The sequence below is a fragment of the Gramella sp. KN1008 genome (assembly GCF_004332155.1).
In the GTDB taxonomy this organism is placed as follows: domain Bacteria; phylum Bacteroidota; class Bacteroidia; order Flavobacteriales; family Flavobacteriaceae; genus Christiangramia.
This window is the reverse complement of sequence record NZ_SJDV01000001.1, coordinates 162,125-188,648: the sequence shown is the minus strand read 5'-3', so window position 1 is coordinate 188,648 and position 26,524 is coordinate 162,125. Positions and strand designations below refer to the sequence as shown.

Sequence of the window (26,524 nt, the reverse complement as noted above, 5' to 3'; positions counted from 1 at the left end):
ACTTGTCGGATTAACCATTTTCTTTTCTGGTTTCTAAAATTACACTTTTTCGACAGTACCCGTTATTTGCGATGAACCGATGTTACCAGCTGGGCTTTCTTATTCTTTAAAAATATATTTTCGATCATTTAGTTCAACTATGACAGGTTGTTTTAATTTCAAACCTCTTCCAACAGTTATAGCCCACCTCTCTTCAAGAGTTGGTAAGATGTCAGCATAATCTCTTCCAAAATAATTTTCTAAGAAATTTTTTCCAGTGTCATCAAATACTCTCATCGCGAACATGGTATTACATTGATTCAAAATACTTTTTGAGACATTTGCTGTTCTCTGAGTTATTACGAAAGATCCTAAACCATATTTTCTACCTTGGAGAATCACTTTTGAAGTTCCATTCACAGCATATTTATCACTATCATTTGCAACGGAATTCCATTCTGGAATCAATGTATGTGCTTCCTCATAAACTAATAATAATCTTGCCTCATCTGTAATTCCTAATTCTTTACATATTTCTAATGATATTTCTGATATAACTCTATTTACTTCGGCAACAGTAAGTTCTGAAAATGGAGCATACATTTCCCATTTTCCATCTTTATTTCTATTCTTAGCATTCTCAGTTTGTTGAATTGCAATAATTTCATCAGGATTAATAATCCTAATTTGGTTATCGGAATCCATAAAACTTTTGAAATCTGCTTTTAAAAGGCGTTGTAAATCATGGATGTTCCCCCCATCTTGTTTTGCGTCAGCAACTTCAAAATTTATTTTATCTAGTTCCTCGTTAATATCCCTTACGCCCTCAACAATTTTAGTTTCGTCAAGATATTTAGGCAATCCTTTCTGGTCATTATTATACTCGTTGGTAACATCAATACATATTACTTTAATATTCTCTTTTACAATTTTTGAAATTAATTCATACGCGAGACATGATTTTCCGATGCCTAAAATTCCCAAAATAGCTGTATTGTGAGTTACTAATGAATTGAAATCCTTAATTGGTAACTGAAAATTCGAATTTGGTAATCGACCTATAGAAGATTTTGCTATATCTATTAATTCTGTTTCATCTAAATCTTCATTAGAAGAATAGTATATAGGAGAATATATATTTGGAAGCCATTTTTTTACATTCAACTCCTTTTCTTCAATATCATATTTACCTAATTTTCTTGCAACCCCGTTTGTAAACCCCTTAAAATCTAAGTTTTCAAGATGTTCTCTCTTAGTGTTTGCATTAATTATTTGAAACTGAGTAAGATCATCATAAATAGGTGTTTCTATTATACATCCTTCTGTTGGTTTTTTACCATTTGCACCTTCGATTATTGTAAAATTGACTTTTTCGATATTTGAATCTCTATCAACATAGCCAATAAAATCGCTCTTCTTTTGAAACAAGTTCGTATTGGAAATCCAATCTTGTATTTCGTGGCTTAGATGATCTACTTTCAGTTTATAAACTGCATTTTGTTTGGAAAAAATTGATTTAGGATCAGCAAACTGTTTTTTTAATTTTAAGGAGATAGTTAATAATTCTTTATTGGGTTTTTGAAGTAAGTATATTGAAATCCATTCTTTGTTTAAAAGCTTCCATTTAGAAACAATTATGCCAATTGCACCTACATTTATTTCTGTCTCGATTGCGACAACATCTCCAATTTTAGCATCACTAGTTTTTTTCTTTGTTCTATCTATCTCTACTCTATAAAAAAGGGGGTTTTCACATCCTATTGCAGTACCTAATTCTTCGGATATTTTATCACCTATGAGTGTCTTGAATTTTTTAAAGAAGCTTATTATGTGACCTACAATATCAAAGAAGATTAAACAGATCCATAAAACCATCATCAATATAAAAGGAACCAGTTTACCCTCTAAACCAAAATATGAAATTGCTGCGGATATATAAAGGAGTGAAAAAATCACCTTATTGTGTCCTAAATTTGTACTAGTCCAATAACTGAATTTCCCTATTTTTAAAAGCTTCTCATTGTTAGAATTTGAAAAAAATATTGATATAACGCTTAGCAATAAAAGGAAAACAGCATAGTAGAAAATAAATGAGTATCCTATTAGAGCATTTTTGTCATCTAAACCTAAAAGGGCTACAATAATCACTACTGAGTTTATAATTATATTCGAAGGTTTACTAAAGAAAGGTTCTGCAATGTAAGCGCCTAATACAATTAGCAGAGCTCCAGAATAGAACCAAATGCTTGAATCAATGCTTTGTCCAAATATTACATTTGAAATATTTCCTCCGATTAATGAAAATATTCCAATTAATGCAATAAGATAAATTGTTGCAGCTAAAATTCTTTGTTTTTGATTGAGGTTAGGTTGCATAAATTTTTGGTTAGATAGATTTCGTTAAGCCTTGCTGGTAACTCCTTATAGCAGGCCTTTTACTCTCCTTCCTGATATAAAAAGCCAGGATAGACTTAATTCTTCTCTAAAATAATGAGAATAATCGAAGACTAACGTTTAAGTATAAATTTTTCGATAAAAGGACTCCTCCCTTTAATATGGATTGATAAATGCCTGCAGGCTTGGGGCAGGAATATCGGGATTGGCGCCTTCCCTGGCCGCTACCAGGGCTCCCATGGCACAGGCCCTGTCCAGTGCGGTTTGTGGCTCATCCCCCTGTAGCAAACCGGCAATAAGCGTGGCCAGGAACGAATCTCCCGCGCCAACGGTATCCTTAACCTTTACCCGGTACCCGGAATTATAATACAATTTCTTATCGTGCAACACCACCGCGCCATAGCCTCCTTTGGTCACGCAGATAGACTTTGCATTCGATTTAACGGCAATAAAAAGCAGGTTCTGCTCCAGTGAATTGTATTTGGAACCCATCATCCCGGCGATCTCAAAAAGCTCGTCATCATTGAACTTGATGAACTCGGCATGCTGCATCAGCTCCAGGAGCAGCTCCTTTGAATAATGCGGTGGCCTGAGATTAAGATCCAGCACCCTGAACTTCGCTTTCGGGATAAGATTAAACAACGTATTGCGGCTCACCTCATCACGGCATACCAGGCTTCCGAAGATAAAGGCATCGGCATTTCGTACAGAATCCACCATGGCATCGGTAAGTTCTATCTTATCCCAGGCTGAAGGATAGGTGATATCGTAGGTGGCCGAGCCGCCGGCAGATAAACTAACCTTCACCATCCCGGTGGGATGATCGGCATCTTTCGCGATATTTCCGGTCTCCACCTTTTTGGATCTCAGGTAAGAAAGCAGTTCCTCCCCTTTTTCATCGGTCCCTACCCTGCTTATCATTTCGGTCTCCACGCCCAGGCTACTCAGCCTGCTCGCTACATTGAGCGGAGCACCGCCGATACGTTCACTGTCCGGGAACACATCCCAGAGGATCTCACCAAAACAAACCGCCTTTATTTTTTTCGCCATGCCTTTTAAATTTCAGATTTTATCATTTCCTGAGCTTGTTCATCCCGGGCCTTGAACTGCCGCGTTCCAGGTAGCCGAACCTCGTATAGAAATCCTTCACTCCTTCCGCCGCCATCAAGCCTATAAATGAATGCCTGTAGGTATTCTTATTAAGCCATTCTTCCAGTTCTTTCATGATGCGGTCTCCTATTCCCATTTTCTGAAAGGCCGGCATCACGATCACATCCTGGATATAGAAATAGATGGCGCCGTCTCCCACGATGCGCCCAATACCCACGGTTTGTCCGCCGGCAATGGCACAGACCGAGAACAGCGAGTTTTCCAGGCCTTTTTCCACCGTGCTGTCGTCAAGTTCTTCCCAGCCAGTGGAACCTCTCAGGATCTGGTATTCTCTAAGTGTAGGATTTCGATGTTCTATCCCGATGTTCATTCTTAAACTTTTTCAGCTTTCAAGATAGAAAATACTAAGCGATTTATTGAGCAGACCGGCATAAGCTTAATCCCAGACGAATTTCCACTCGCCGTCCGGCTGTCTTTTCCAGACCGTATGGAAAATGCCTTCGGAAACATTCTCGTTTCCAAGGGAATCTTTGACCCTGTATTCATATTTTCCATAGGTATAGGCCATATCTCCCGAAGCCGATACATCTACGAAATCTGGCTTCCAGGTGAGGCTTACATTATCCTTCTTTTCAAGACTGGGATAGCTCTGTCTTAAGGCGTCCTTTCCCAGGATAAGTCTTTCATCGCGCAGCAGGGCCACATCTTCGGCAGCATAATGAAGAAAAGCTTTTGGAATACCTTCTTCAGCAGCCATTTTGGCAAATTGGGCTTCGGTCTCCATGATCTCATTTTTCCATTTTTCCCCGGATCCATTCTCATTGGTACCGCATGAAAAAAGAAGGAGCAGTAATAATATCAAAGACAGTGTATTTTTCATCTGATGAAATTTAAAAGTTAAGCTGAATCCGGCTCAATCGAACATTGTCATGTTCTCCATTATCAGGTAACTAAGGAAAATAAGACAAAGGAAAGCGCCTGAAATTATTAAAAGGAGATTGATCCATTTATAGCTCATACTGAAACTGGCTGATCTCCTGTACTCAAAAACAAAAAGGAAATTGATAAAGAAAGCAAGGAACGGGCCTCCCAGTAAAAGAAATCTGATGATCCAGTTCACCGGGGATGTATTTCCATACTTCTGATCTGAAAGGATGATCCATTCATATACCGAAGTGAAGATCCACAGATCGGTTTTCAGATAATGCTTAAAGATTACACCTGTAAGAAAAAGTAATGGCAGGATAAGTAAAACAAGACTTGTGATCGTAGTGATTTTGCGACCCTGGCTTCCCGTTCTTAATTTGAAAAGCCTATGACTCCTGTATGAGGAATGACTTTTTTTCATCATCCTGAATTGCACATTCAAGTTACGAATTAAAGCCTTCAGAATCAATATAAAATAGGGCGCTAAAACATTCAGGCAAACATCTCCATTAAGTACCTCGCATTTTCAGGTGCATTTGCAGCCGTATCATTATTAAAATAGACATAGACCTCCTCTGCCCCGCAATTTTCAATCTTCTTCTTCCAGGATTTCAGTTCGCTTTCAGAATAATCATAATCATACCATTTCTTGCCCTTCCCGTGCATGCGCACATAGGCCACTTTGCCGGTGACTATCATCTCTTCGGGAAACTTCGGGGTGGATATGGAACAGAAACTTATTTTATGCTCGTCCAGGAGATCATATACCTCATCGGTGAACCAGCTTTCATGCCGGAATTCTATTACGTTCTTATTGCTTTTCTTAAGCGCTTTACAAAAGCTCCTCAGCTTTTCATCGTCCCGGTGCAGGCTGGGTGGTAATTGCCAGAGAACACAGCCCAGCTTGGTCTTCATGACTTCAGCGGCGGATTCAAATTTCTCAATATTCTCCTGCGGCTCAGTGAGCTTCTTCATATGCGTGATATACCGGCTGCCTTTCAGTGTGAAATTGAAATCTTTACGGTAAGCAGATCTTTTCCATTTCTCTAAAGTGGAATCCTTCGGCAGCCTGTAAAAGGTCGCATTCACTTCCACCGTATTGAAAATGCTCATGTAATGTTCCAGCCAGTTCTTCCTGGCAAGGTCTTCGGGATAGAACTTCCCCTTCCAGTCCCTGTAATTCCAGCCTGAACATCCTATGAACAACTTCATTATTTCTCTTTTTGGCAGGAAGGACAAAAATAGGTGCTCCTCCCCGATACCTTGATCATTTTGATCTTCCCCTTACAAACCGGGCAATCGCTTCCTTCTTCCCTGTTCCCGGTGAGATAGGTGTCCGGGAGTCCGTCTTCCTTCTCCTTACTTTCAATAAGGGTTTCCAGCACCTCTTCCATTTTATTGAAGATCTTATCAAGTTCCTTTTCTGAAAGATCACTAACAGCGGTCTTTGGGTGGATCTTTGTCTGGAAAAGGATCTCATCGGCATACATATTTCCAATTCCGGCAATAAGGCTCTGATTGGTGAGTGCTCCCTTAATGCTTCCTCTTTTCTTATCCAAAAGTTCCCGGAATTCGCTCTTATCGATCTCCAGCGCATCTTTTCCCACGGAATGCTCCTCTAAGAAATCTTCCATCTCCTGCGCCAGGTATATCTTGCCAAGCTTGCGCGGGCATATGAAGAAAAGCTTTGAAGAATCCTCAAAAGTGAGATAAAATCTGGTATGTTTCGGCGGATCATCTTCGTGGGAAAAGTCGAATTTCCCCGTCATTCCAAAGTGAAAGACCAGAAAACCATCATCTGAAGTTTTAATAAAAAGGTATTTCCCGTGCCGTTGGGCCTGTACCAACTCGGTTCCCACAAGCCTGTCTTCGAACTCTTTTTTAGGTGCCTGCAAAATTTCTGCAGTGCTCATTCCCACCATTTGGATCTTCTTATGTAATGAGGTCGCATCCACATATTTCTTGTAATACGTAACTTCCGGTAATTCTGGCATGATCACTAGTATTTTCAGTACACCCTAAAATACTGAGACCAAAGCGAAAATTCTTTTAAGACTATGCTAAATTAAGATCATCTTTTCCTAATATGATCACATTTGCCAGAAGACGGGAACCAGCAGAAGTATGATGATCACAAGGATGATGGTAAGCGGAACCCCTGCCTTTATAAAATCCATGAACTTATATTTTCCCGGCCCGTACACCAGGATACAGGAAGGTTCAAAAGGGGTGATAAGCGAGACCGAAGCTCCCAGCATGATCGCAATGGCAAAGCTTCTTGGATCTGCCCCCAGGATCCCGGCAGCATCCATAGCCACGGGAAGGATAACGAGGGCAGCGGCCGCATTAGACAGTGGCTGGGTTAGGAGGATCACCAGCACCACAAAACCGGCAAGCACCCAGATGGTGCCCAGGCCTCCCAACAGGCCTATGATATTACCGGCAAGAAATTCTGATGCGCCCGAATTATGCATGGCCGTTCCAAAGGCGCTCATCCCGCCAATAAGAATGAGCAGTTTCCAGTTCATGATCTCATAGGCACGCTCTACATGGATCGCGCCCACCATTACCGTGACCAGGGCAGCCGTTAGGAATGCCACCGAAAGCGGCACTATATCCAAAGAACCTGCGATGATCGCCAGTAAAAAGGCCAGGGCGGCCATGATACCTTTTCTCTCCTTGAACATATTCACCCTGAAATCTCCCATCACCGAAAATTCGGTAGAGTTCCTTACTTCATCAATGAGCTCTTCGGTTCCCTGCACCAGTAACACATCCCCGATCTTCAGCCTGATGTCACCGATCTTTTTAGAGACCATTCCGTCAAAACGATGTATTGCCAGAACCACGAGACCATAATTCTGCCGGAACCGGGCCTCCTTCAGCGTACGGTCTACCAGCCTTGAGCCGGGGGTGACCAGCACCTCCACCAGCCTTACCTTATCGCTCTGTATCTCCTTTTTCCCGATGGTATCGGCCAGGACATGCAGGCCAGCATGTTCCTTGATCTTTATAAGATCGTCTACCTTACACTCCACAAGCAGGATATCCTCCGTCTCCAGGATCGTGGCAGGGGTGGGAATTATCTCGTCCCTTCTGCGAATCACCTTAATGATCTTTACCTCCCAGTGCGCGAGCTCTGAAGTGAACGCATATTCTCCAATAAGACTGGAACCCTGGGGGATCACGATCTCGGTAAGATATTGCTTGATCTTATACTCCTCGGTAAAACTGCCTTCCTTTCTATCAGGTAACAGTTTCCGCCAGAATGCCAGCATAAAAAGTATCCCCACCGTGCCCAGGATAAGCCCTATCCAGAATATCTCAAAGAAATGAAGGGGTTCCAGCCCCACACTGGCAATGTACCCGCTAACCGCCACGTTGGTTGAAGTCCCTATCAGAGTGCAGGTCCCGCCGAGTATAGAGGCATAGGCAATCGGGATGAGTACTTTTGACGGGCTTATCTTCAGCTTACGGCACATCCCAACCACGGGGCCCGTTACCAGTGCCGTGACCGTGGTATTGTTCATGAATGCTGAAAATGACCCCGTGATAAGCATGGTATAGGCAATGAACAGGGACCTGCTTCTTATACCCTTTATAAGTTTGGAACCCAGCTTATCCAGTAGTCCGGTTTCTGAAAGCGCCCCCGAAATGACGAATATGGAAGCCAGGATGATCATAAAATCACTGCTGAAGCCTTCAAATGCTTCACCCGGGGTGAGCACCCCGCTTATCATAAGTACTACCAGCAGCCCGAGGGTTACGATATCCACCGAAAAGGTTTCTGTAGCAAAAAGAATTATGGCTATCACAAGCAAACCTAAAACAAGAGCTATTTCCATAATTCAACCGGTTAGATAGAACTTAAATATAGCTAAAATACCCGCCAGTAAGTCTGAAATTGTAAATTTTGGGTGGAACATATACAGCCGGAAGAGGGGATCTCCAATTTTTTTTAATTAAATACGCAACCATTCCGGGTGTGTTGCATCTTCCTTGTAACCAATCTTATCTAAATCATGAAAATTAAGACCTTTATTATCCTGTTATCCTTTTTAATATCCTTTTCCTGCGCCGAGGAAGAGAGTATTATGGTAAAGGATTTCGAGGCGCATTCATATCCTCAAACCTGGAAACTGTACAAAATGACGGGGAATTTACCCGATTCTGAAACTACCGGGGAAGATATGGCCTGGCAGGAAGAATACAGGTTCAGTTCTGACGGAACTGTTGTAAAAACAAGAAAAGATGATGGTGAAAGCTTAAGCGTCACCGGCAGGTATGAGCTTTTTCAGGAAAATGATCTCAAGGGGATCGTAATAGAATATGAAGAAGAGAATGAGATCATAGCAAGTTGCTCCGGCAAGGTGGAGGATCTCTTCTTTAAAAATGAAGAAACAGAGCTGTATGGCAGCTGGTGGGCCTGTGACGGACCGGGCCTGTTCTATAAAAGACAAAAATAACACTCAATAGCTAACCCACTAATCTGACAGGTGAAACAGGCCGCGTATTGGGGTAGCGGCCTGGTTAGCTATCTAACAGGTATTTTCAAAACTATAAAGGTCGGTTCTTTGCAAGCTCTATCGCTTTCCTGCGCATTCCGATATTTCTTCCTCTTACCGACGCTATCACAGAGAATACCCATCCCACTGCGAAAGGCATGAGAATATTGGGATTACCTTCAAAATAGTTACCGATTCCCGCCAGAAGCGTGATCGCATTACAAACTACCGGCGTATACCAAATGCTTTTGGGATGTGCTTTACAGATAAAAAAACACATTACCGCAACCAGAATACCGGTACAGAGATAAGCTATAAAATTACCAAGCTCTTCATTATGTCCTCCCAATAATAATCCCGCTAAATATAATATTCCGGCAAAAATAAAAGGGAGGAGTAGTGAGATCGCAGCTGTAATAATGCCAAGTATCAGCGGAGGATACTTAGAAAAAACGAATATGTTCTTTAAAGTTTTCATTGCTTTATTGTTATAGCCGATAAGAGCTATTTCTCTTCCAGCCTTAAAAATCGTGCGGCGTTATTGTACAGAATATCCCTCTTTTCTTCTTCTGACAGAAAATCAGCATTTTCAATGGCTTCGATCCCTTCCCCTATCATTTCGGGCCATATCATCTGGTCTGAACCGAACATGAGGCGTTTTCCCAGTCCTGCATTCATAAGCTTTTCCAGGTAATCATAGAAGCCTCTTCGGGAAATGATCCAGGTGATCGTGGAAATATCTCCGTAAAGCTGTGGATACTGATACATCATAGTCACCATTTCATCCAGATAGGGAAAACCGGAGTTTTCCACATAGATCCTGAGTTTGGGATGCTTTGTGAGAACCTCCTCAAGTAAGAGAGGGCTCCCCGCAGACGATCGGAAATCCGGTAAGGGCGGGCCAATCCCGGCGGTATGTATAAGCACTGGGACATCAAATTCTTCTGCCATTGCAAAAAATGGTTCCAGGCGCGGATCATTTGGAGGTATACCCCTAAGCTGGGCTCCTATTTCGCCTATTCCCTGGAATTCGTTTGCCTCCAGTTTCTTACGGATAAGATCTTTATCGGCCTGGGCAGGGTCAAGGATAAAAGGTGAAAGAATAAACCTTTCCGGTGCCGCAGCCTCCCATTCAGGAAGCAATTCCAGATCAAGATCACCCAGAAATCCCAACACCACATTGTATTCATCCATCATCTCCAGGGTCTTTCTAAGGTTGTCCTGTGCACCTGCAGTGGCCTTTCCCTTTCCTGTACATGGATAAGGCAGGCATGGCGCCGGTGCACCCGCGGGGATGTCAAGGGGCACTCCTATATGCATATGCATATCAATAACGGGTAATCGTTCCTGTGATCTTAAATGCACAGGCACTATAAGCAAGAGTAGGAAGCAGAAAAGAACGTTTAAGGTTTTCATTGCCTTTGATTTTAATTGTTCGCTTCTAAATCAAAGACCTCCCAGAATTACATAATAGTTTGTTTTTCCATCAACTATACAAGTTACGATTTATCTGCCTTTTTTATACGTTATTTGATATAAAACATTGAGGCAAAGAATGTTGCGTTATTGATATCATTGTGCAGCTCCGGTGATCTGTTCCCCCAGAGAGAGGTGGTCATTGATAAGTTCGAAAAAAAGCTGATTTCCGTTATCGCCATTCGTAAAAATAATGACTCCTTCTCCGGTCTCAGGTAGTAGCATGATAAGGGTATTCACTCCCCTGTCTCCACCGGTATGTAAAACCGCATATTCCTCATTCTTAAGATCAGGCAGCAGTTCCCAGCCCAGTCCAATAACGGTCTGATTCTCTACTCCATTACCACGGGTGACCATTTCCTTATACAGGACTTTTTCTTCGGCGATCTTTTCCAGGACATATTCAGCGAATTTACCATAATCACCAATAGTGATTAAAAGATCATCGGCGGCACTGGCAGACTTATCTTTTACCACACTATAGGAATTGTTCCCTTCGCTATCATGCCATTTCGCAAACTTTTCTTCTTCTACGGAATCATTCCAGTAGAACCAGCTATGCTCCATATCCAGGGGTTGAAAGATCAGTGAATCGGCTAATTTCTCCAGTGGTTTCTGAAATTTGCTTTCCAGTGCGTTCTGAAGGTATTCAAAACCTTCTCCCGAATATCCATAGCCTTTCCCGGGTTCAAACTTAAAGGCAAGCTTATTATCCTCATTTTCCCATCTCCAGTTAGGAAAACCCGATTGGTGGGTAAGGATATGTCTTGTAGTGAGAATCTTACTATACCGGTACTCTTTAACATCCGGATCTACCCAGTAAGGATGCAGTGGCTCATCCAGTGTCCAGTCCCCATTTTCCACCAGCTTTAAGGTAAGCATGGTAACTATGGGCTTGGTAAGGGAAGCGACGTTAAAGATCGCATCTTCAGGCGCAGGTTTCCCCTCATAAAGCTCCCCGTAAACCTCAGCCCGGCTTACCCGGCCATTCTTTAGGACCACAAGCCCCAGCGCAGGAACATTCATTTCCTTTAAACGGGATTCAATGGTGAGAATTTCTGTAGAATTTTCTGCGTTCTGCGCAGCAATACTTGAATTAAAACTGATAAAAAAGGGCAATAGAAGAGCCGCTATAACTTTTCGCATTTCGAATTTTGATTGATGATTAATGTTACAATAAAGATGGATCGAATATGGAATTGTTACAGTTTTATTAGAACTAAGGCTATATCATAATTCAAACTAGTCTGAAGACAGATTGGAATTGAAAATATCCCTGAACAATTTCCATTGGCCATCCTCTTTCTTCCAGAGCACCATATATTTTCCACGGTCTACTTCAACTCCTTCCCTGTATAAGGTAAGCTCGCCTTCCTCTACCACCATGTCTTCATCACCCCAGACCTCGATCGTTCTAAGATCCACCCTGGAAATCCCTGAATTCTTTATTCCGGCTATGGCCGATTGAATATTCTCCCTTCCAGTAATTGCAGGGGAACCTTCCATCATAAATTTGGCATCGTCAGTATATAAGTTTGCCACACCGGTAGAATCCCCTTCGTTAAATAAGCTGGCAAATTCTGAATTTGCATCGATGATCTCGGTTTTAGCTTTTTCAAGACTGAACGTATCCTTAGGAGTGGTCGCTTCCATTTCTTCCTTCTCCTCCGGTTCATTTACCTTGTTGTTGCAGGCAGAAACTGATAAAATTAAAAGTGCTCCGGCCAATACTGAATAAAATGCTGATCTTTTCATTTTTCATTTTTTTACTAATGCCTACTCTGAACGGTTTTCGGTTTCCCCGTTAACTTCTCATTACAATGAATCTCTGGCCTGCGCTAAAAGCCGGATAGATTATAAAAGAAAACAGCAATAAAGGAGGTTACGTATTTGGAGAGCCAGGAAAGTTTTGACGAGTTGATGATCCAAAATCCCCCACAGGAAATTTACAGGAATGTCGTTATAACAAAGATACCAAAATATTCACCACAAGAACACAACGCACTAATAAACAGTTATTTAAAAACAAATGATGTATTTAAACATCAAACCACTTCATTGGTCAGGCTTCTCCCCTCTTTAAATTCATGGATATTATTCAGCGTGGTATGGGTGATCTCTTCCATCGCTTCTTTAGTGAAAAATGCCTGATGTGAGGTGATGAGAACATTCGGAAAACTGTTAAGCCGCAGGAGCATATCGTCTTCAATGATGCTTTCAGAGAGGTCCTGGAAGAACAGGTTCTCTTCCTGCTCATAGACATCTATACCCAGATAGCCTATTTTCCGGCTGCTCAGGCCCTTAATGATATCAGCAGTATCTATAAGTCCTCCCCGGCTGGTATTGATGATCATCACGCCGTCTTTCATTAGCGACAGCGAATCCTTATTGATCATATGCCTTGTATCGGGAGTAAGCGGGCAGTGCAGGGAAAGCATATCGGCCTCCTTAAAAACTTCATCCAGAGGTTTATATTCAACTCCAAGTTGCTTCAGTTCATCTGATTCATATTTATCAAAAGCAATGATCCTGCATCCAAAGCCTTTCATTATATGGCAAAAGGTCGCGCCTATCTTTCCGGTGCCTATTACTCCTACCGTTTTCTTATAAAGATTGAAACCTATAAGCCTGTTCAGGGAAAAATTCCCTTCCCGAACCCGGTTGTAGGCCTTATGGGTTTTCCTGTTCAGGGTAAGGATCAGAGCCACGGCATGTTCAGCTACTGCTTCGGGAGAATAGGCGGGCACCCGTACTACTTTAATATTATGCGCCCTGGCCGCCTCAAGGTCAACATTATTGAAACCGGCGCAGCGCAAGGCAATCAATCCCACACCGTGATTAGCCAGGGATTTTAGCGTCCTGCCATCTACCTTGTCATTCACAAAAACGCATACAGCATCAAAGCCTTTAGTGAGATTTGCAGTGTGGTGATTGAGGGAAGCCTCAAAATAGATGAATTCAAGATCCTTCTGACTTCTGTACCTTTCAAAATATTCTTCGTCATAAGGCTTGGTACTAAATACGGCTACTCTCATATCATTCTGATTTTAAGCAGACTAAAAACGATTGCAGCATTAGTCAGATTCACATAAGCCTGCCTCGTGAAGTTAGTTATTTTCTATGGAAATTTAAGTGGATATTCCTACTGTGTGACCCTATATTTGAGGTGGTGGAAACAGGTGCAAAATATCCACTTACAGACAGGAAAATACCGGTTTATTTTGCAATCCCGGATAAATGGAATTCGGCCGATAATCTTAAGCTTCTGTCTCAAGTACATCGCAGGGCAAAAACTGCCTTAAACAACTTGCGTGATCATCAAGAAACTCCTCGACTTCTTCAAGAAAAGAAGCATCCTTTTGCTCACGGTTTATGGTAAGATGAATGGTGACGGTATCCGGATTGGGAGGAAGGTCTGTTGTGACCGTCCAGGCCAGGGCATTGGGGCATTCAAGTAATGCAAAGCGAAGGCCGCCTTTAATTTTACTTCGGCTTAAGGTGAACTCTCCCCAGATACCTCCAATCTCAGCTGCCTCTTCGTTATGCCCGCCAATAAGAAAAATGTCATTGCTCAGGGAATCCAGTTTATTTAAAGTTAATGCCTCGTGTAAACAAGCTTCACTGGTATTTATTTTAAGGCTGCGGAAAAACTCCATAGGTAAATTGTTTGATCTGGGTTAAAGCCTGAGAGCCTCCATTCTTATCGAATCAAAATCCAAAGGCCCGACTTGAAATTATTTCAAGTCTAATTTAGTTATTTTCACTGAACTTTACCTTAGGAGAACCTTGACAAAATGGATTCCGGGTCAGGAAAGCCTAACTCCCGGTTTTAAATTTTCTCCCACTCCCTTTTTAATATGGAATAAAAGTCAACGTCTATTGATTCTCCATTCTTAATTTCGCATTCCCTCATGGTCCCCTCGTAAACGAAATTGATCTTTTCCAGTGCCTTCTTGCATTTAGTATTACCGCTGTCTACAAAACCCTCTATCCTGTTCAGGCCAAGTTGGGTAAAGCCGTTTTCGAAAAGTTTAGGCATTACTTCACTTAAGATCCCTTTGCCCCAGTATTCTTTTAAAAGCCATAACCCGATCTCTGCCTTTCTATGCTGCTTATCCCTGTCGTTAAAACCGCCGGCACCGCAGAACTGATCATTCTTTTTATCATAAATTCCCCACCAGATGCCTTTTCCTTCTTTTTTCAGATTGCGATACCACTCCATTTGTTCCTCGGTTTCCTCAAGGCTGGAAAAGTGAACACCATAGAATCTTGTGATTTGAGGGTTGGATAAACCCTTGTGGATATTATCTATATCAGAGTCCACAATCTCTTTTAATATATAATTTTCCGTTTCCACTTATAAATTATTTGCCCATTTTACATTCTTAAACTCATGCCAGGGAATGCAAATATATCAGAAATAGTTTGTATGGTTTTCTTTGGGAAAAGAGGGATCGGCTGGCTTTCATTTCCATTGCTGAACAGGAACTCTTGAATTAGTTCATGTCTATGCAGACCCACGTTACAGAAACGCTGGAGCGGGAGCAAATACTCTTTCCATTTTAAGATGTAGTGAGATTAGGTAAAAGCGCCTGTTACTCTTCAATAAATTTAGCCTGCCAGGGTCCTATCCCGGTGATCTGCAGAATACAGTCTGAGTCGGCCCAAACCGTGTGAACCGCATCCCGGGAATTGACATAGTAATCTCCCGGGCCAAATTGCCGTGCCTCTTCGTGTGTAGCTTCCCGGCCAAAGGCAACCGAAACCTTTCCGCTTATCACAGTTACTCTTTCATCCCTGGGATGTGTATGTGACGGCATTTTGAAACCTTCTTTTACTTTAAAACGGATGGTAAAAAGATCCGGACTTTTAGGATCTCCTTCCAGAACCACAATTTCACAGCCTCCGGGCAAATTCGGCGGACAGGGTTTCCACTGAATATCCTCAGCCAGAACTACATGTTGCACGCTGCCTTCAGGAAATTTCATCTCCCCAACCTGTGCAACTGACTGGTTACCTCCTATAAGAAAGAGGCTTAGCAGTACCATTGGAAAAGTGCATATTTTATTCATTTTAAAATAATTTAATTTACTGTTCATTACGGGCCGATTCATGGATCAGGACTATTTTCCACTCTTCATCCATTTTCTTAAAGACATAGGTAAGTGCCCCGTCATAGTTCGTGGTCTTGCCATCGGTTGCTGTGTACTGCCCGTCATACATATGGGAGAAGGTCACCACATTATCGCTTAAGACCTGGACCTGATAGCTGAGTATTTCATGTATATATTCCGTCATGGAAGGCAGCATTTGTTCCAGCAGCCTGTCAAAGTCCTTTTTACTGGTGGGACCCTGTGATCCATACCAGTAATATAAAATATCATCTGCATGATATTTTGAGATCTCCTCTATATCCAGGGATTCCCAGGCCTGATTATACTTTTCGGTTATGGCCAGGATCTCTTTTTCAATTTCAGCCTGTTGTGCATGGCTAAACTGCCAGACAATAATGATAAGAAAGAATGAAATGATTCGGCGAAGGTTCACTGTTCTCATATTTACTGATCGTTTAAGTAAGATAAATATAAACATTTACACAACGCATTCATATATAGCTGTTTAAAAGCAAAACTGCCTGTAAAAGACAGAGCAATTCATTAAAGAGGATAGAGGCGGGAAATGGTAAAGCCAGTCAGTACCAAGACCATTTTTCTTATCCATTTAAGGCAAAATTTATGGCTATAACCTTATTTCTAACTTATTCAATTACCCTAAATTTATAGCCCGAAATCGCCCTGAAAATGTTATTTCACAACATTGGGAACCTGAAAGTAAAATTCATTAAAAACAAAGTAAATGCACCCTACAATTTACAAATTCGCTCTACTGATTCTATTTCTTAGCCCTCACATTCAGGCGCAGGAAGTAGTACCGGAAACCTATATAAATCCGCTGGATATAGATTATACCTATATGGTTTATAATTCGGCTAACAACATATCCTACCGCTCGGGAGCCGATCCGGCTGTGGTGGAATTTCGCGGTGAATACTTCATGTTCGTCACCCGCTCTTTTGGGTACTGGCATTCTAAAGACCTTGTAAACTGGGAATTCATAAAACCTGAAAAATGGTTCTTTGAGGGCAGTAACGCTCCAACCGCTTTTAATTATAAGGATTCGCTGGTATATTTTGCCGGCGATCCGGCCGGTTACGGAAGCATACTGTATACCGATAATCCTAAAAAAGGAGACTGGACGCCTGTGGCCTCCATCAGTAACAATATACAGGACTCGGAATTATTCATTGACGACGATGGGAAAACCTATCTCTACTGGGGCTCTTCCAATGTACACCCTATTAGGGTAAAGATGCTGGACAAGGACGACCGCATGCTCGAAACCGGAGTGAAAAAAGACCTTATCAACCTGGTTGAAGAAGAACATGGCTGGGAACGCTTCGGCGAAAATAACTTTCATCCTACCCTAAAGGAGGGCTATATGGAAGGAGCCTCCATGACCAAGCACAACGGTAAATATTATTTACAGTACGCCGCTCCGGGAACCCAGTTCAATGTATATGGGGATGGGGCCTATGTTAGCGATTCTCCGCTCGGGCCATTTGAATATATGCCGAATAACCCCATGAGCTTTAAACCCGGTGGCTTTACCAATGGTGCCGGCCACGGTATCACCGTAAAACAGACCAACGGGCAGTACTGGCATTTTGGTACCATGGCCCTGGCTTCCAATTCACACTGGGAGCGACGACTTTGTATGTTCCCAACTTATTTTGACGAAGACGGATTAATGTATTCCAATACTCACTATGGTGATTACCCCCGTTATGCACCGAGTCACCCTACAAAAGCCGGCGAGCATAATGGGTGGATGCTACTTTCTTATAAAGGAAAAACAAAGGTTTCCAGTTCTATGATGCAGATCAGGAAGAGCACATCAACAGATGGCCAGTATGATATTACCGAAATGCCACTAAAGACAACCGCTGACGGGGAGATCATTTCGGAGGTATTAACCGATGAAAGCCCTAAATCATTATGGGTGGCAGAGGCCAACGACGATAAACAATGGGTGGAGATCGAGATGCTTTCTCCCGGAAATATCTATGCCCTTCAGCTGAATTATCATGATCATGAATCGGGAATTTACACCCGTACCGAAGGATTAAAGCATAGATTCACCATAGAGGTTTCTGAAGATGGTGACAACTGGAAGACAGTGATAGACAGGAGCGACAGTTATGAAGATACTCCCAATGCATATATAGTATTGAACCAGCCGGTACAGGCCAGATATGTACGCTATAACAATATCAAAGTGCCGGGAAATAATTTCGCCTTATCAGAGATAAGGGTCTTTGGTAAAGGATTGGGTAAAAAACCTGCCCGGGTCAAAGATTTTAAGGTCATTCGCCAGACAGACAGGAGAGACGCAAGTTTTTCCTGGAAACCGGTAAAGGGAGCGCAGGGATATAATATTCGCTGGGGGATTGCTCCGGATAAACTATATCAGTCATGGCTGCTGTATGATGTGAACGAGCATTTTATGCGTAACCTGGACCGGGATCAGAAGTATTATTTCAGCATAGAAGCGTTTAACGAAAACGGTATTTCCGAAAGAACAGAGATCATTGCAGTAGAATAGCAGGAATACTCTATCCATGGTTAATCCAGAGATCCGGAATAGTGAGGTATTCAGGGCATTCGGCGGTTTTAAAGAATTATCAAACAGGATTTTCAGGGAATTGATTTTCAGCCATTAGGGTTTTTAATTTCTTTTAAGAATCTAATGTTTTGAATTTCATAAATTATGATCTTTAAAACATTCCAGATGTTTGGTATAAGCGACATTCCGAAATTCCTGCTTGCTTTTTTTCTGGTATTGCCAGTCATTTCGATTTTACACGAAGCGGGACACGTATTCTTTGCATGGCTTATGGGCGCAAAGAAGATCCGGATCATTGTAGGGACAGGAAAATCCATTTTTAGATATGGTATAATTGAAGTGAGGCAATATTATTTCTGGTATGGCTTCTGCGCCTTTGAGAATATAGAACGAAAAGAGAAATTCGCGAACATTCTTATTTTCCTGGGAGGGGTACTTTTTAATCTACTCAGTACTATCGCTGTAATTCTGCTCATACAGAATGAAGTACTTAAAGCAGGGATGTTCACCTACCAGTTCACCTATTTCTCCATGTATTATGTCTTTTTCGCTCTGTTACCCATGATCTATCCCGGCGGACATTACAGCGACGGGAAAGTGATCCTTGAATTGTTAAAGAACAGGGATGAGATCATCAAGGAGCGTACTTACTGTGTGGAATGGAAGAATGACGAGCAAAAGTGGCACGTATTAAATCACCAGAATAAATTTATTGAAAGCTTCAAAAATGAAGAAGATGCACTCCAAAAAGCCCGTGACATTGCAAAGCAGAACCGGCCAAGCCGTATCATTATGAAGAAAAATGACAAGAAAAAAGAGGTCCAGAACTATCCCCGAACCCCTTTATGATCACTTAACCACCCAGAGCGGAACATCCAAATTGGCATTGAACAGCTCTTCGGTTACGGTACCCACCGCAAATGGTGAAAAAGTATTCCCTCCTTTATCTGAAACCACCAGCAGATCGGCATCCGAGGCCTTGATCTTATCCATGATCTTCCGGGCAGCACCCGATTCTCTTCCCATGAAGATAAGGGGTTCAATTTTTTCGGAATAATTGAGTTTCTTCAGAAACTTGTTGAACTTTTCATTTACATGCTTTTCCACTTTTGGCCCAATCGATTCCACGGAAACATAAGGAGAAAATTGTACCGGTACGCTGTAGATATGTACCAGCTTGAGGTCTACCTCCCTGCCTTCCTGCAGTTCTTTGGTAACCCGGAATACCTTGCGGGAATCATGAGAAAAATCCGTGCCCGCCCAGATCACTTTTAGTTGTTCCCGGGCAGCCGATGGAACGGCCAGCAGATCACATTTTAACAGGCGCAACAATTTTCCACTAACCACCCCGGTACCTTTTTCATGCTTCTTATTTCCTACCATGGCGAGGTCTATCCTGTATTTTTCAACTATGTATTTGATAAGAGATTCACTATAGGGATCTTCAGAGATAAGCACTTCCCAGTTTGCTGAAGCGGTAAAATTCAGTTTCACCTTTTCGTTAAGCTCATCCCCTATTACCTCATCAAGATTTACATCTTTAAGGTGTTCCTCAAAAAGTTTGGAGATCTCATATTTCTTTATGTTATGTACAAAATATACATTTTCAGCCTCTAACCTGTCAGCAATAAAAGACGCATAGGTGATAAGCTTTTCATCTATTGCTGAGAGATCCAGGGCTACCAGGATATTTCTGATCTTTTTCATAATGGTCTTATTACTCGTTCTCTTTAATGTTTTTTCCCCTTTTTTTGATAATATCTGAGATCACTTCTTCATAGCTCTCAAGCTCTTTCTGGGCCTTTTTCTCTTCCATTTTCAAATGTTCTTCCCGAAGCCCGGTATACAAGGCATAACACATGAACAGAAGAATGAAAGCAAAAGGCAGTCCCGTAACTATGGATGCCGTTTGCAATGCCTGTAATCCCCCGCCAATTAACAGCACTGCCGCAACAGCACCTTCGGCCACAGCCCAGAAAATACGCTGCCCCACGGGAGCATCTATCTTTCCTCCTGAAGTAAGACTGTCTACAACCAGAGACCCGGAATCTGAAGAGGTGACAAAAAAGCCGGCGATAAGGATCACTCCTATAATGTTGAGGGCAACTGCAAACGGAAAGTCCTCAAGGAAGACAAAAAGAGCGGTCGCCACATTAGCATCCACAGCATTTACTATGGTCTGGTCTCCTGCAAGCGCCTGCTGAATGGAGGTACTACCAAAGGCCGAGATCCAGAAAAAGGTAATGAGCGAAGGCACAATAAGCACTCCCAGGATGAATTCCCTGATGGTTCGCCCTTTTGAAATCCGGGCTATGAACATTCCCACAAATGGAGACCAGGCGATCCACCAGCCCCAGTAAAATACGGTCCATACATTCTGCCAGTTATTTCCTGTATAACTCTCTGTCCAGGATGATATTTCCAGGAAGCTGTAAAAATAGTTTCCTGTGTTCTGCACGAACGAACTGAAGATAAAGATGGTTGGTCCCAGCACTACAACCAGCAGTAACAGTAAAACAGCCACCCTCATGTTCCACTCACTCAGGAATTTCACTCCTTTATCTACTCCCAGCACTACAGAGATGGTGGCAATAGCCGTAATTCCGGCAATAAGGCTCACCTGGGTTACGATCCCGGGATCCATCCCAAAGACATGGGACAGTCCGGCAGCGATCTGCTGTACCCCTAAGCCCAGTGAAGTCGCCAGTCCGAAAAGGGTTGCCAGAACCGCAAATATGTCAATAAGATCACCTCTTTTTCCGTAGATCTTATCACCTAAGATGGGATAGAAGACAGAGCGGATGGTGAGAGGCAAGCCATGCGAATAGGTGAAATAGGCTAAGGAAAGCCCAACCAGCGCATATATTCCCCAGGCATGGAAACCCCAGTGAAGGAAAGTGAAGTTCATAGCCTCCTGGGCGGCTTCCGGCGTGCCACCTTCAGTAAGCGGTGGACTTGTAAAATGCGTTACAGGTTCAGCTATACTCCAGAAAAGAAGACCTATTCCCATTCCCGCACTAAAAAGCATGGCGAACCATGAAAGAGTTTTGAATTCAGGTTTGGCATCTTTCCCTCCAATACGGATGCTTCCAAACTTACTTAAGGCGAGGTAGAGCATAAAAATAAGAAAGACATTCACACACAACACGAAGAACCAGCCCCCGTTATTGGCCACCACGGCCTGTATATCACTGAAATAGCCTTCTGCCTGCTCCTTGAAAATCAGTGTTAGAGCTATACTTATGATAATGATGATTGAAGAAGTGAAGAACACCGGACCATTTACATTTAGGCCCATTATGGATTTCCGTTCGTCACTTCTTACGATCTTTTTAGTCATGATCTCTGAATTTTAAATTTTTACCGGATCTAGAAATAGTATCCGAAATTAATATTGAACCTGGCCTCCCATTTGGCATCAGGATTTCCTGCCGCGAAATCATCTACGAAATTACCACCCAGCCATGAGTGATTATATCCTGCGGCATAATCTATATACACATAAAGGTTTCCGGCAGTAACCAGTACTCCGGTCACATTCATATATGAATCTTCAAAAGAGGTCTCCTTCTTCTGCATATAACCAAAGTCGTTATAGAACTGAAGGTTTGATACGGGCCCCCAGTTTACCGGCACGTCGCGGGCAACGGCAAGAGAATAGAGATTAAAATCAGATGCCACCTCATATGGTGCACCATAGGCAGCCATTGTAATAACTTCCCTGGAAACCCCTGGCTCGTTCTCAGGGTTATGTGCGACAATCATGGCTTCGCTCTTCAGGTTCCATAGCTTATAATCGGCCTCATAGTGAAGGGCCAGGGCATAATGATCTCCTGTTTTTTTAGTGTTTAGGTTGTAGAGTCCGCCGTACTGACCGGAGACCCCAAGTTGGGATTGCAGCGTATCTCCCCATTTGTACATTAATTTGGCATTAGCCTGATGGACTTCCTTATTATTTCCTGCCACATCATAGGAATACCTGCTGGGTGAAATAGCCGAAGCATCTCCAAACCTCAGTTCTTCAGCATTCTTATAATAGGCCAGATGGTATTCCAGGTTTTCCCCTATGTGCATAAATTTGACCCCCATATCGTGGTCATCTTCAAGTCCCATATAATAGCCAAGGTTAAAGAACCAGTTGTGTGAATTATATTGCTGGATCGCAAACGGGACCTGGGAAAGCCCTACCTGTAGTTCGTCCTCATCATTGAACCGGTATCCAAACCAACCCTGCTTGAGCATTCCTCCTCCAAAAGCTTCGGAATAATGACGATATTCAGCATTGACATAAATTCCCTTGTAGGCGGCAATGGCATTGATCCTGAACATATCGTAACCAAAATCACCACCTCTTTTTTTCTGCTCGGGTTTCCAGGAAGAAAGATTATAATTGAAACGCAAAGCACCGCCGATATCTACCTCAGGGGACTCCTGGGCCTGTAGGGATGAACTAATGAAACTTATGCACAGGATAAGAGATATCCATGTATTTTGTAAGTAATCATTCATGCAAATTAATTCTAGCAATTCTAAGTTATACCTTATATCACGGAATAACAGTACCGGTCACTATAAAATATTGTTAATATCACAAAGGCTAAGAACAAATTTTAAATATGGAGTATTTTTTTCCTGCCTACTGAATTTATTCAGAAAGTATTTTGAGTTTAAATTCCGGATGCATTGTCATGATATTTAAAATTCAAAAGGAAATTCCGAATTTCAGTATTTACCTTTTCAGGTTCTTCTACAGGTGACATATGGCCGGCCCCGGGAATTCGAACGAGCCGGGAGCTGGGAATCATTTTATGCATGAGTTCAGCCTTGCCCTCATCGGTAAGCTTATCCTTTTCTCCCACCATGATAAGCACCGGACACTGTATTTTTCCTAAATCACCGGTTATTCCTCTTCTGGATAAAACACCTTTAACCACCTTTATAATCCCGGTACGGTCATTAGCCAGAAAATGATCTTTCCATTGATTACGCTGATCTTCTTTAGCCTGATCCTGTAAAAAGTCCGCTCCAAAGAACATTTTCATCACCCGCCCGCAAAGCGGTCTTAAACCGCCATACCTCGCAACCCATAACATTAATTTATTTCTCAGCATATGAGCCCTGGGTTCCGGCTCAGAAGAAGTATCTATTAAAATGAGGGATCTAATAATTTCAGGGTATTTGATAGCCAGCCTGAGAGCGACCATTCCTCCCATTGAAAAGCCTACAAAATGACAAGGGGCACAATCTGTTCTAGTGATGAATTCACGGGTCTCTTCAGTAAGGGTATCAAGATCATACCCATTTAATGTTATTTCGCTTTTGCCCTGCCCTTTAAAATCAAAGCGGACACAACGATACTCATCTTTTAAAAAGTTTACCTGTTCATCGAACATCCTTAAATTAAACAACATACTATGCCCAAAGACCAGTGTTTCCTTACCCACACCTTCATCTTCATAATATAATCTCGCCGTCTTAAGATCTATATATGGCATAATCTTGCGTTTGTCTGATCTATAGAATTGGGACTGGGAAGTACAGGTAGTAATCGGGAATTACCGGACCCGCCGGTTTACATATGAAGTTAAAAATTTTTCATGAATTTCCCTCTTACTTCCATCACTTATAACCGGAAGCAAGTTCGCCGATCACGAATCCAATGGCCAGGGCAATAAGGCCTAGTAAGAGCACACGTACTCCTGCCTTATACCATTCTACTTTTGAATACTTTGTAGTGAGTGACCCAATCACAAATAAACCTATCATGGTCAGGGCTATGGAGACTGGCATTGCATTTCTTATAGGTAAGATCAAATAAGCGATCAGAGGGAAGAGACCTCCAATAATATAGGAAATGAACATGAGGAGACTTTTCTGAAAAACTATACTGTCAGATTTTCCTGCCAGTAAAAGTTCCCGATAGGTCATTTCCCGGAGCATAAGATCGGGATCCCTGGAGGCTGTCTCCGTCATTTCGCCTGCTATTCCTTCGGGCCATCCATCCCGAATAAACATCTGTAAAAGTTCTTTTTTCTCCTGGCCCGCGAAATCCCTTATCTCCTCCTTTTCCTCTTCTATTCTCCCCTGATTGATTTCGTATTCAGACCTGTTAGAGATATAGGAACCTATAGCCATGGAAACAGATTCCACAGCTATGATCACGGTGCCGGAGAGAATAACGGTGTAGTGATCTTCACTTCCAATCGCGATCCCTGTTATGGCCCCTAGCGTAGAAACCATCCCGTCTTCCATACCAAAAATGACTTCGCGTACTTTAGAGCCTATAGAGGTGTTCCGGGAATGTTCATACTTGGTCATAGCCAGATAATTTTTAAGGTTATCATTAGATCACTGTGAATGTAGGCCCGGCTATTCATTGCCAATGATTACACCTCCCGGCAGCTCCACTTTGCTGCCCAGCGGAATAACAAATCCTAATACATCCATATAATCAGACGCTTTTTGAATCTTCCCTTCATTAAATTCTACCAGGGTAGCTCCCTTTAAAGTAACATTTCTGTTAGTAGCTACACTAACTCTACCAGGGATGGGACTAGTATGTACTGCGGTAAAGGTCCATTCAACATAACCCATTTTAGGCGAAACCTTTATATTCCTTATATCCATCTGAACATTTGAGGCCCACATATGAACATGGGTAAGGTATTGGTTGATGCCCTCAATACCCCTCATTGTATTATTATTTGGGACATCTGTATAAGTGGCTTTCTCTACAAAGAGTTCCGGGGTTTTTGAAGTATCTCCCGTTTCCCATAATTCCATTAGATCCTGGAGTAACCTGGTATTATTTTCTATGTCATTTTGAATAAGCTTATTTGAAGGCTGGCAGGAAAAGAAAATTCCTAAAAGGAGATAGATGTATTTTATTTTTTTCATATCCGTACAGTTTAGGACTTACGAGGCTAAAACTTAAAATAGTCAAAGCTTGGAGAATAAGGGTAAGCAGCAGTTCCCTGGTATCAAATATTCATCACTTCGTTTCTCCGTTCTTCCATACCTGTTCAACTTTCCTAAGGTTTCCGAGATCGTTTATGGGACTACCGCTTAACAATACCATATCAGCATTACTGCCCACTTTCAATTCCCCGATTGGCAGACCGAATGCCTTTGACGCATTGCCGGTTGCGGTTCTGAGGATCTCTGTATTTGATAATCCGGCCTGCTCATATAGTTCCAATTCTAAAAAATAATCGGCTCCAAAGTTCATCGAACCCTGCTGCGCATCGGTTCCTGCCACGATCATGATCCCGTTTTCATGCATTTCTTTAATAATCCCGGCACGCTGAGTTGAATCCAGGAGATTATTCGTTACCCAATCCCTCAAAAAAGGTGGCATATTTTCCATTGGTTTTAAGGTCACGCCGCTAGTAGTGACAACAAAGATTCCACGAGTTGCAAGTGTTTGATAAAAACTATCCGGAATAGGCAGATCCTCTTTATAATCTAGCATATGAACAAAGCCATCCGGGCCAAATTCTGCGATCCTGGACATTTCATCAACTGTATTGGCATGAACAACTGCCTTATATCCCCTACTATGAGCATAATCAATTATTTGTTTGATTTGATCATAACTCAGGGTAGGAAGTGGAGGACTGCCCATCCATTCATGATGGTCACGAACAATCTTAATATAGTCTGCATTATTCTCAATTCTATGATCCACCCATTCCTTGATAGAAATGGAATCGCTGACAGTTTCCATATCAGGGCTGTATTGATTGGGATGACCACCAGGAGCAGTGGCGGCATGCCCGGCACCATATAATCTTGAAAGCCCGGCCGAATCCTTTGAGATCTTTTTCCAGTTATGTTCTCGCTTTTCCATGCCCGTATGCATATTCAGGAGCGTTAAAATACCCAGGGAATAACTGGTTCGTAAATTTTCAATACTGGAAACATGAACATGAGCATTTACCATTCCTGGTATCACGTATTTACCTCTGCCATCTATTGTTCTATTACCGGCAAGAGCTTCAGAGGTGATGGCCGCTATGGTATCACCTTTAATGGCAATATTGACTACACCCCTGTCCTGGTAACCATCAAAAAGCCCAACATTTTGAAATACTATATCATATTCAGGGGGCCCCGAAGAGCTAATTAATAATACAGTGAATACCAGCGTGAGAAATCTGTTCATCATAAAGGTTTTTAAGTAAAGAAACTATTCAGTCTGGTACTGGTAGAGGGGGATTGACATAAGTTCTATGCCGCTGGGAGCGAATTCAGCAAACTTTCTTTTTCAATTTAATTATTTTTTTCTAAAAATTCCCGGGAATTGAGAAAATAATCGCCACAATACAGAGCCATTAAACACTGTAAATGAACCGATTATACCACGAATTTGATCTTCACTCACCGTTATTTATTCCTAATCTTTTATTTTCAGGAATTTTAAATTTCAACGCGCAGAAAGAAAGCCGACT

The 26,524-nt window shown here is 42.2% G+C and carries 27 protein-coding genes; 3 read left to right on the top strand and 24 right to left on the bottom strand.

Annotated elements, in window-relative coordinates; genetic code table 11:
• Positions 1 to 99: 99 nt before the first annotated feature.
• The 8 genes from EZJ28_RS00960 to EZJ28_RS00925 form a co-directional block, all read right to left on the bottom strand.
• Positions 100 to 2,355 (bottom strand): ATP-binding protein, encoded by a 2,256-nt coding sequence (locus EZJ28_RS00960; protein ID WP_131393943.1) that lies wholly within the window; start codon positions 2,353 to 2,355, stop codon positions 100 to 102.
• A 174-nt stretch (positions 2,356 to 2,529) separates the two neighbouring features.
• A complete protein-coding gene (locus tag EZJ28_RS00955; RefSeq protein WP_131393941.1) occupies positions 2,530 to 3,423 on the bottom strand; it encodes a carbohydrate kinase in 894 nt (297 codons plus the stop codon).
• Between the two features lie 22 nt (positions 3,424 to 3,445).
• Entirely contained in the window at positions 3,446 to 3,853 is a 408-nt protein-coding gene (locus EZJ28_RS00950; RefSeq protein ID WP_131393939.1) for a GNAT family N-acetyltransferase, read from the bottom strand.
• A 66-nt stretch (positions 3,854 to 3,919) separates the two neighbouring features.
• Positions 3,920 to 4,363 carry a DUF4440 domain-containing protein gene (locus EZJ28_RS00945; protein ID WP_131393937.1) on the bottom strand — a complete coding sequence of 148 codons (444 nt, stop codon included), beginning with the start codon at positions 4,361 to 4,363 and terminating at the stop codon, positions 3,920 to 3,922.
• Positions 4,364 to 4,396: 33 nt separating this feature from the next.
• The gene (locus EZJ28_RS00940) at positions 4,397 to 4,834 is read right to left on the bottom strand and encodes a hypothetical protein (RefSeq protein ID WP_131393935.1); all 438 of its coding nucleotides are present in this window, start codon (positions 4,832 to 4,834) and stop codon (positions 4,397 to 4,399) included.
• Positions 4,835 to 4,902: 68 nt separating this feature from the next.
• Positions 4,903 to 5,622 carry a DUF72 domain-containing protein gene (locus tag EZJ28_RS00935; protein WP_131393933.1) on the bottom strand — a complete coding sequence of 240 codons (720 nt, stop codon included), beginning with the start codon at positions 5,620 to 5,622 and terminating at the stop codon, positions 4,903 to 4,905.
• On the bottom strand, positions 5,622 to 6,404 hold the full coding sequence (locus EZJ28_RS00930; RefSeq protein WP_131393932.1) for an Fpg/Nei family DNA glycosylase: 783 nt from the start codon (positions 6,402 to 6,404) through the stop codon (positions 5,622 to 5,624). Before EZJ28_RS00930 ends, EZJ28_RS00935 begins: the two co-directional genes overlap by 1 nt.
• Before the next feature lie 96 nt (positions 6,405 to 6,500).
• Positions 6,501 to 8,255 (bottom strand): SLC13 family permease, encoded by a 1,755-nt coding sequence (locus EZJ28_RS00925; RefSeq protein ID WP_131393930.1) that lies wholly within the window; start codon positions 8,253 to 8,255, stop codon positions 6,501 to 6,503.
• 177 nt (positions 8,256 to 8,432) lie between these two features.
• On the opposite strand from EZJ28_RS00925, the gene EZJ28_RS00920 reads away from it, so the two are divergent.
• Positions 8,433 to 8,876, top strand: a complete 444-nt coding sequence (locus tag EZJ28_RS00920; RefSeq protein WP_131393928.1) for a hypothetical protein — start codon at positions 8,433 to 8,435, stop codon at positions 8,874 to 8,876.
• A gap of 91 nt (positions 8,877 to 8,967) precedes the next feature.
• On the opposite strand, the gene EZJ28_RS00915 is transcribed toward EZJ28_RS00920, so the two are convergent.
• The 9 genes from EZJ28_RS00915 to EZJ28_RS00875 all read right to left on the bottom strand — a co-directional run bounded on the left by EZJ28_RS00915 (position 8,968) and on the right by EZJ28_RS00875 (position 15,947).
• A complete protein-coding gene (locus tag EZJ28_RS00915; protein ID WP_131393927.1) occupies positions 8,968 to 9,393 on the bottom strand; it encodes a hypothetical protein in 426 nt (141 codons plus the stop codon).
• A gap of 26 nt (positions 9,394 to 9,419) precedes the next feature.
• Positions 9,420 to 10,331, bottom strand: coding sequence for an amidohydrolase family protein (locus EZJ28_RS00910; protein ID WP_131393925.1), 912 nt, complete (start codon positions 10,329 to 10,331; stop codon positions 9,420 to 9,422).
• 156 nt (positions 10,332 to 10,487) lie between these two features.
• Entirely contained in the window at positions 10,488 to 11,537 is a 1,050-nt protein-coding gene (locus EZJ28_RS00905) for a serine hydrolase (RefSeq protein ID WP_131393923.1), read from the bottom strand.
• A 96-nt stretch (positions 11,538 to 11,633) separates the two neighbouring features.
• Positions 11,634 to 12,146, bottom strand: a complete 513-nt coding sequence (locus tag EZJ28_RS00900; protein ID WP_131393921.1) for an SgcJ/EcaC family oxidoreductase — start codon at positions 12,144 to 12,146, stop codon at positions 11,634 to 11,636.
• A 290-nt stretch (positions 12,147 to 12,436) separates the two neighbouring features.
• Positions 12,437 to 13,426, bottom strand: coding sequence for a 2-hydroxyacid dehydrogenase (locus EZJ28_RS00895; RefSeq protein ID WP_131393919.1), 990 nt, complete (start codon positions 13,424 to 13,426; stop codon positions 12,437 to 12,439).
• A 222-nt stretch (positions 13,427 to 13,648) separates the two neighbouring features.
• Positions 13,649 to 14,047: a hypothetical protein gene (locus EZJ28_RS00890; protein ID WP_131393917.1), complete on the bottom strand. Its 399-nt coding sequence runs from the start codon at positions 14,045 to 14,047 to the stop codon at positions 13,649 to 13,651.
• Positions 14,048 to 14,220: 173 nt separating this feature from the next.
• Complete coding sequence (locus tag EZJ28_RS00885; protein WP_131393915.1) at positions 14,221 to 14,748, bottom strand: GNAT family N-acetyltransferase; 528 nt, start codon at positions 14,746 to 14,748, stop codon at positions 14,221 to 14,223.
• A 238-nt stretch (positions 14,749 to 14,986) separates the two neighbouring features.
• Entirely contained in the window at positions 14,987 to 15,463 is a 477-nt protein-coding gene (locus tag EZJ28_RS00880) for a cupin domain-containing protein (protein ID WP_165499008.1), read from the bottom strand.
• 16 nt (positions 15,464 to 15,479) lie between these two features.
• Positions 15,480 to 15,947: an SgcJ/EcaC family oxidoreductase gene (locus tag EZJ28_RS00875; RefSeq protein WP_165499007.1), complete on the bottom strand. Its 468-nt coding sequence runs from the start codon at positions 15,945 to 15,947 to the stop codon at positions 15,480 to 15,482.
• Between the two features lie 300 nt (positions 15,948 to 16,247).
• On the opposite strand from EZJ28_RS00875, the gene EZJ28_RS00870 reads away from it, so the two are divergent.
• Together EZJ28_RS00870 and EZJ28_RS00865 are read left to right on the top strand one after the other, a co-directional pair.
• On the top strand, positions 16,248 to 18,053 hold the full coding sequence (locus EZJ28_RS00870; RefSeq protein ID WP_131393909.1) for a family 43 glycosylhydrolase: 1,806 nt from the start codon (positions 16,248 to 16,250) through the stop codon (positions 18,051 to 18,053).
• Positions 18,054 to 18,218: 165 nt separating this feature from the next.
• Positions 18,219 to 18,923, top strand: a complete 705-nt coding sequence (locus EZJ28_RS00865; protein WP_207388418.1) for a M50 family metallopeptidase — start codon at positions 18,219 to 18,221, stop codon at positions 18,921 to 18,923.
• Here EZJ28_RS00865 and EZJ28_RS00860 read toward each other — a convergent pair whose 3' ends face one another.
• The 7 genes from EZJ28_RS00860 to EZJ28_RS00830 form a co-directional block, all read right to left on the bottom strand.
• A complete protein-coding gene (locus EZJ28_RS00860; protein WP_131393907.1) occupies positions 18,924 to 19,781 on the bottom strand; it encodes a universal stress protein in 858 nt (285 codons plus the stop codon).
• Positions 19,782 to 19,791: 10 nt separating this feature from the next.
• Positions 19,792 to 21,414, bottom strand: coding sequence for a BCCT family transporter (locus EZJ28_RS00855; RefSeq protein ID WP_131393905.1), 1,623 nt, complete (start codon positions 21,412 to 21,414; stop codon positions 19,792 to 19,794).
• 29 nt (positions 21,415 to 21,443) lie between these two features.
• The gene (locus EZJ28_RS00850; protein WP_242670043.1) at positions 21,444 to 22,583 is read right to left on the bottom strand and encodes a hypothetical protein; all 1,140 of its coding nucleotides are present in this window, start codon (positions 22,581 to 22,583) and stop codon (positions 21,444 to 21,446) included.
• A 158-nt stretch (positions 22,584 to 22,741) separates the two neighbouring features.
• Positions 22,742 to 23,569 (bottom strand): alpha/beta fold hydrolase, encoded by an 828-nt coding sequence (locus EZJ28_RS00845; protein ID WP_131393903.1) that lies wholly within the window; start codon positions 23,567 to 23,569, stop codon positions 22,742 to 22,744.
• 124 nt (positions 23,570 to 23,693) lie between these two features.
• On the bottom strand, positions 23,694 to 24,392 hold the full coding sequence (locus tag EZJ28_RS00840) for a VIT1/CCC1 transporter family protein (protein ID WP_131393901.1): 699 nt from the start codon (positions 24,390 to 24,392) through the stop codon (positions 23,694 to 23,696).
• 51 nt (positions 24,393 to 24,443) lie between these two features.
• Positions 24,444 to 24,971 (bottom strand): nuclear transport factor 2 family protein, encoded by a 528-nt coding sequence (locus EZJ28_RS00835; RefSeq protein ID WP_131393899.1) that lies wholly within the window; start codon positions 24,969 to 24,971, stop codon positions 24,444 to 24,446.
• A gap of 94 nt (positions 24,972 to 25,065) precedes the next feature.
• On the bottom strand, positions 25,066 to 26,241 hold the full coding sequence (locus tag EZJ28_RS00830) for an amidohydrolase family protein (RefSeq protein WP_131393897.1): 1,176 nt from the start codon (positions 26,239 to 26,241) through the stop codon (positions 25,066 to 25,068).
• Positions 26,242 to 26,524 lie beyond the last annotated feature (283 nt).

Excerpts from the sequence above, each read along its gene's own strand:
- EZJ28_RS00960 (WP_131393943.1), bottom strand. The coding sequence starts at position 2,355 with ATGCAACCTAACCTCAATCAAAAACAAAGAATTTTAGCTGCAACAATT.
- EZJ28_RS00955 (WP_131393941.1), bottom strand. The coding sequence starts at position 3,423 with ATGGCGAAAAAAATAAAGGCGGTTTGTTTTGGTGAGATCCTCTGGGAT.
- EZJ28_RS00950 (WP_131393939.1), bottom strand. The coding sequence starts at position 3,853 with ATGAACATCGGGATAGAACATCGAAATCCTACACTTAGAGAATACCAG.
- EZJ28_RS00945 (WP_131393937.1), bottom strand. The coding sequence starts at position 4,363 with ATGAAAAATACACTGTCTTTGATATTATTACTGCTCCTTCTTTTTTCA.
- EZJ28_RS00940 (WP_131393935.1), bottom strand. The coding sequence starts at position 4,834 with ATGATGAAAAAAAGTCATTCCTCATACAGGAGTCATAGGCTTTTCAAA.
- EZJ28_RS00935 (WP_131393933.1), bottom strand. The coding sequence starts at position 5,622 with ATGAAGTTGTTCATAGGATGTTCAGGCTGGAATTACAGGGACTGGAAG.
- EZJ28_RS00930 (WP_131393932.1), bottom strand. The coding sequence starts at position 6,404 with ATGCCAGAATTACCGGAAGTTACGTATTACAAGAAATATGTGGATGCG.
- EZJ28_RS00925 (WP_131393930.1), bottom strand. The coding sequence starts at position 8,255 with ATGGAAATAGCTCTTGTTTTAGGTTTGCTTGTGATAGCCATAATTCTT.
- EZJ28_RS00920 (WP_131393928.1), top strand. The coding sequence starts at position 8,433 with ATGAAAATTAAGACCTTTATTATCCTGTTATCCTTTTTAATATCCTTT.
- EZJ28_RS00915 (WP_131393927.1), bottom strand. The coding sequence starts at position 9,393 with ATGAAAACTTTAAAGAACATATTCGTTTTTTCTAAGTATCCTCCGCTG.
- EZJ28_RS00910 (WP_131393925.1), bottom strand. The coding sequence starts at position 10,331 with ATGAAAACCTTAAACGTTCTTTTCTGCTTCCTACTCTTGCTTATAGTG.
- EZJ28_RS00905 (WP_131393923.1), bottom strand. The coding sequence starts at position 11,537 with ATGCGAAAAGTTATAGCGGCTCTTCTATTGCCCTTTTTTATCAGTTTT.
- EZJ28_RS00900 (WP_131393921.1), bottom strand. The coding sequence starts at position 12,146 with ATGAAAAGATCAGCATTTTATTCAGTATTGGCCGGAGCACTTTTAATT.
- EZJ28_RS00895 (WP_131393919.1), bottom strand. The coding sequence starts at position 13,426 with ATGAGAGTAGCCGTATTTAGTACCAAGCCTTATGACGAAGAATATTTT.
- EZJ28_RS00890 (WP_131393917.1), bottom strand. The coding sequence starts at position 14,047 with ATGGAGTTTTTCCGCAGCCTTAAAATAAATACCAGTGAAGCTTGTTTA.
- EZJ28_RS00880 (WP_165499008.1), bottom strand. The coding sequence starts at position 15,463 with ATGAATAAAATATGCACTTTTCCAATGGTACTGCTAAGCCTCTTTCTT.
- EZJ28_RS00875 (WP_165499007.1), bottom strand. The coding sequence starts at position 15,947 with ATGAGAACAGTGAACCTTCGCCGAATCATTTCATTCTTTCTTATCATT.
- EZJ28_RS00870 (WP_131393909.1), top strand. The coding sequence starts at position 16,248 with ATGCACCCTACAATTTACAAATTCGCTCTACTGATTCTATTTCTTAGC.
- EZJ28_RS00865 (WP_207388418.1), top strand. The coding sequence starts at position 18,219 with ATGATCTTTAAAACATTCCAGATGTTTGGTATAAGCGACATTCCGAAA.
- EZJ28_RS00860 (WP_131393907.1), bottom strand. The coding sequence starts at position 19,781 with ATGAAAAAGATCAGAAATATCCTGGTAGCCCTGGATCTCTCAGCAATA.
- EZJ28_RS00855 (WP_131393905.1), bottom strand. The coding sequence starts at position 21,414 with ATGACTAAAAAGATCGTAAGAAGTGACGAACGGAAATCCATAATGGGC.
- EZJ28_RS00850 (WP_242670043.1), bottom strand. The coding sequence starts at position 22,583 with ATGAATGATTACTTACAAAATACATGGATATCTCTTATCCTGTGCATA.
- EZJ28_RS00845 (WP_131393903.1), bottom strand. The coding sequence starts at position 23,569 with ATGCCATATATAGATCTTAAGACGGCGAGATTATATTATGAAGATGAA.
- EZJ28_RS00840 (WP_131393901.1), bottom strand. The coding sequence starts at position 24,392 with ATGACCAAGTATGAACATTCCCGGAACACCTCTATAGGCTCTAAAGTA.
- EZJ28_RS00835 (WP_131393899.1), bottom strand. The coding sequence starts at position 24,971 with ATGAAAAAAATAAAATACATCTATCTCCTTTTAGGAATTTTCTTTTCC.
- EZJ28_RS00830 (WP_131393897.1), bottom strand. The coding sequence starts at position 26,241 with ATGATGAACAGATTTCTCACGCTGGTATTCACTGTATTATTAATTAGC.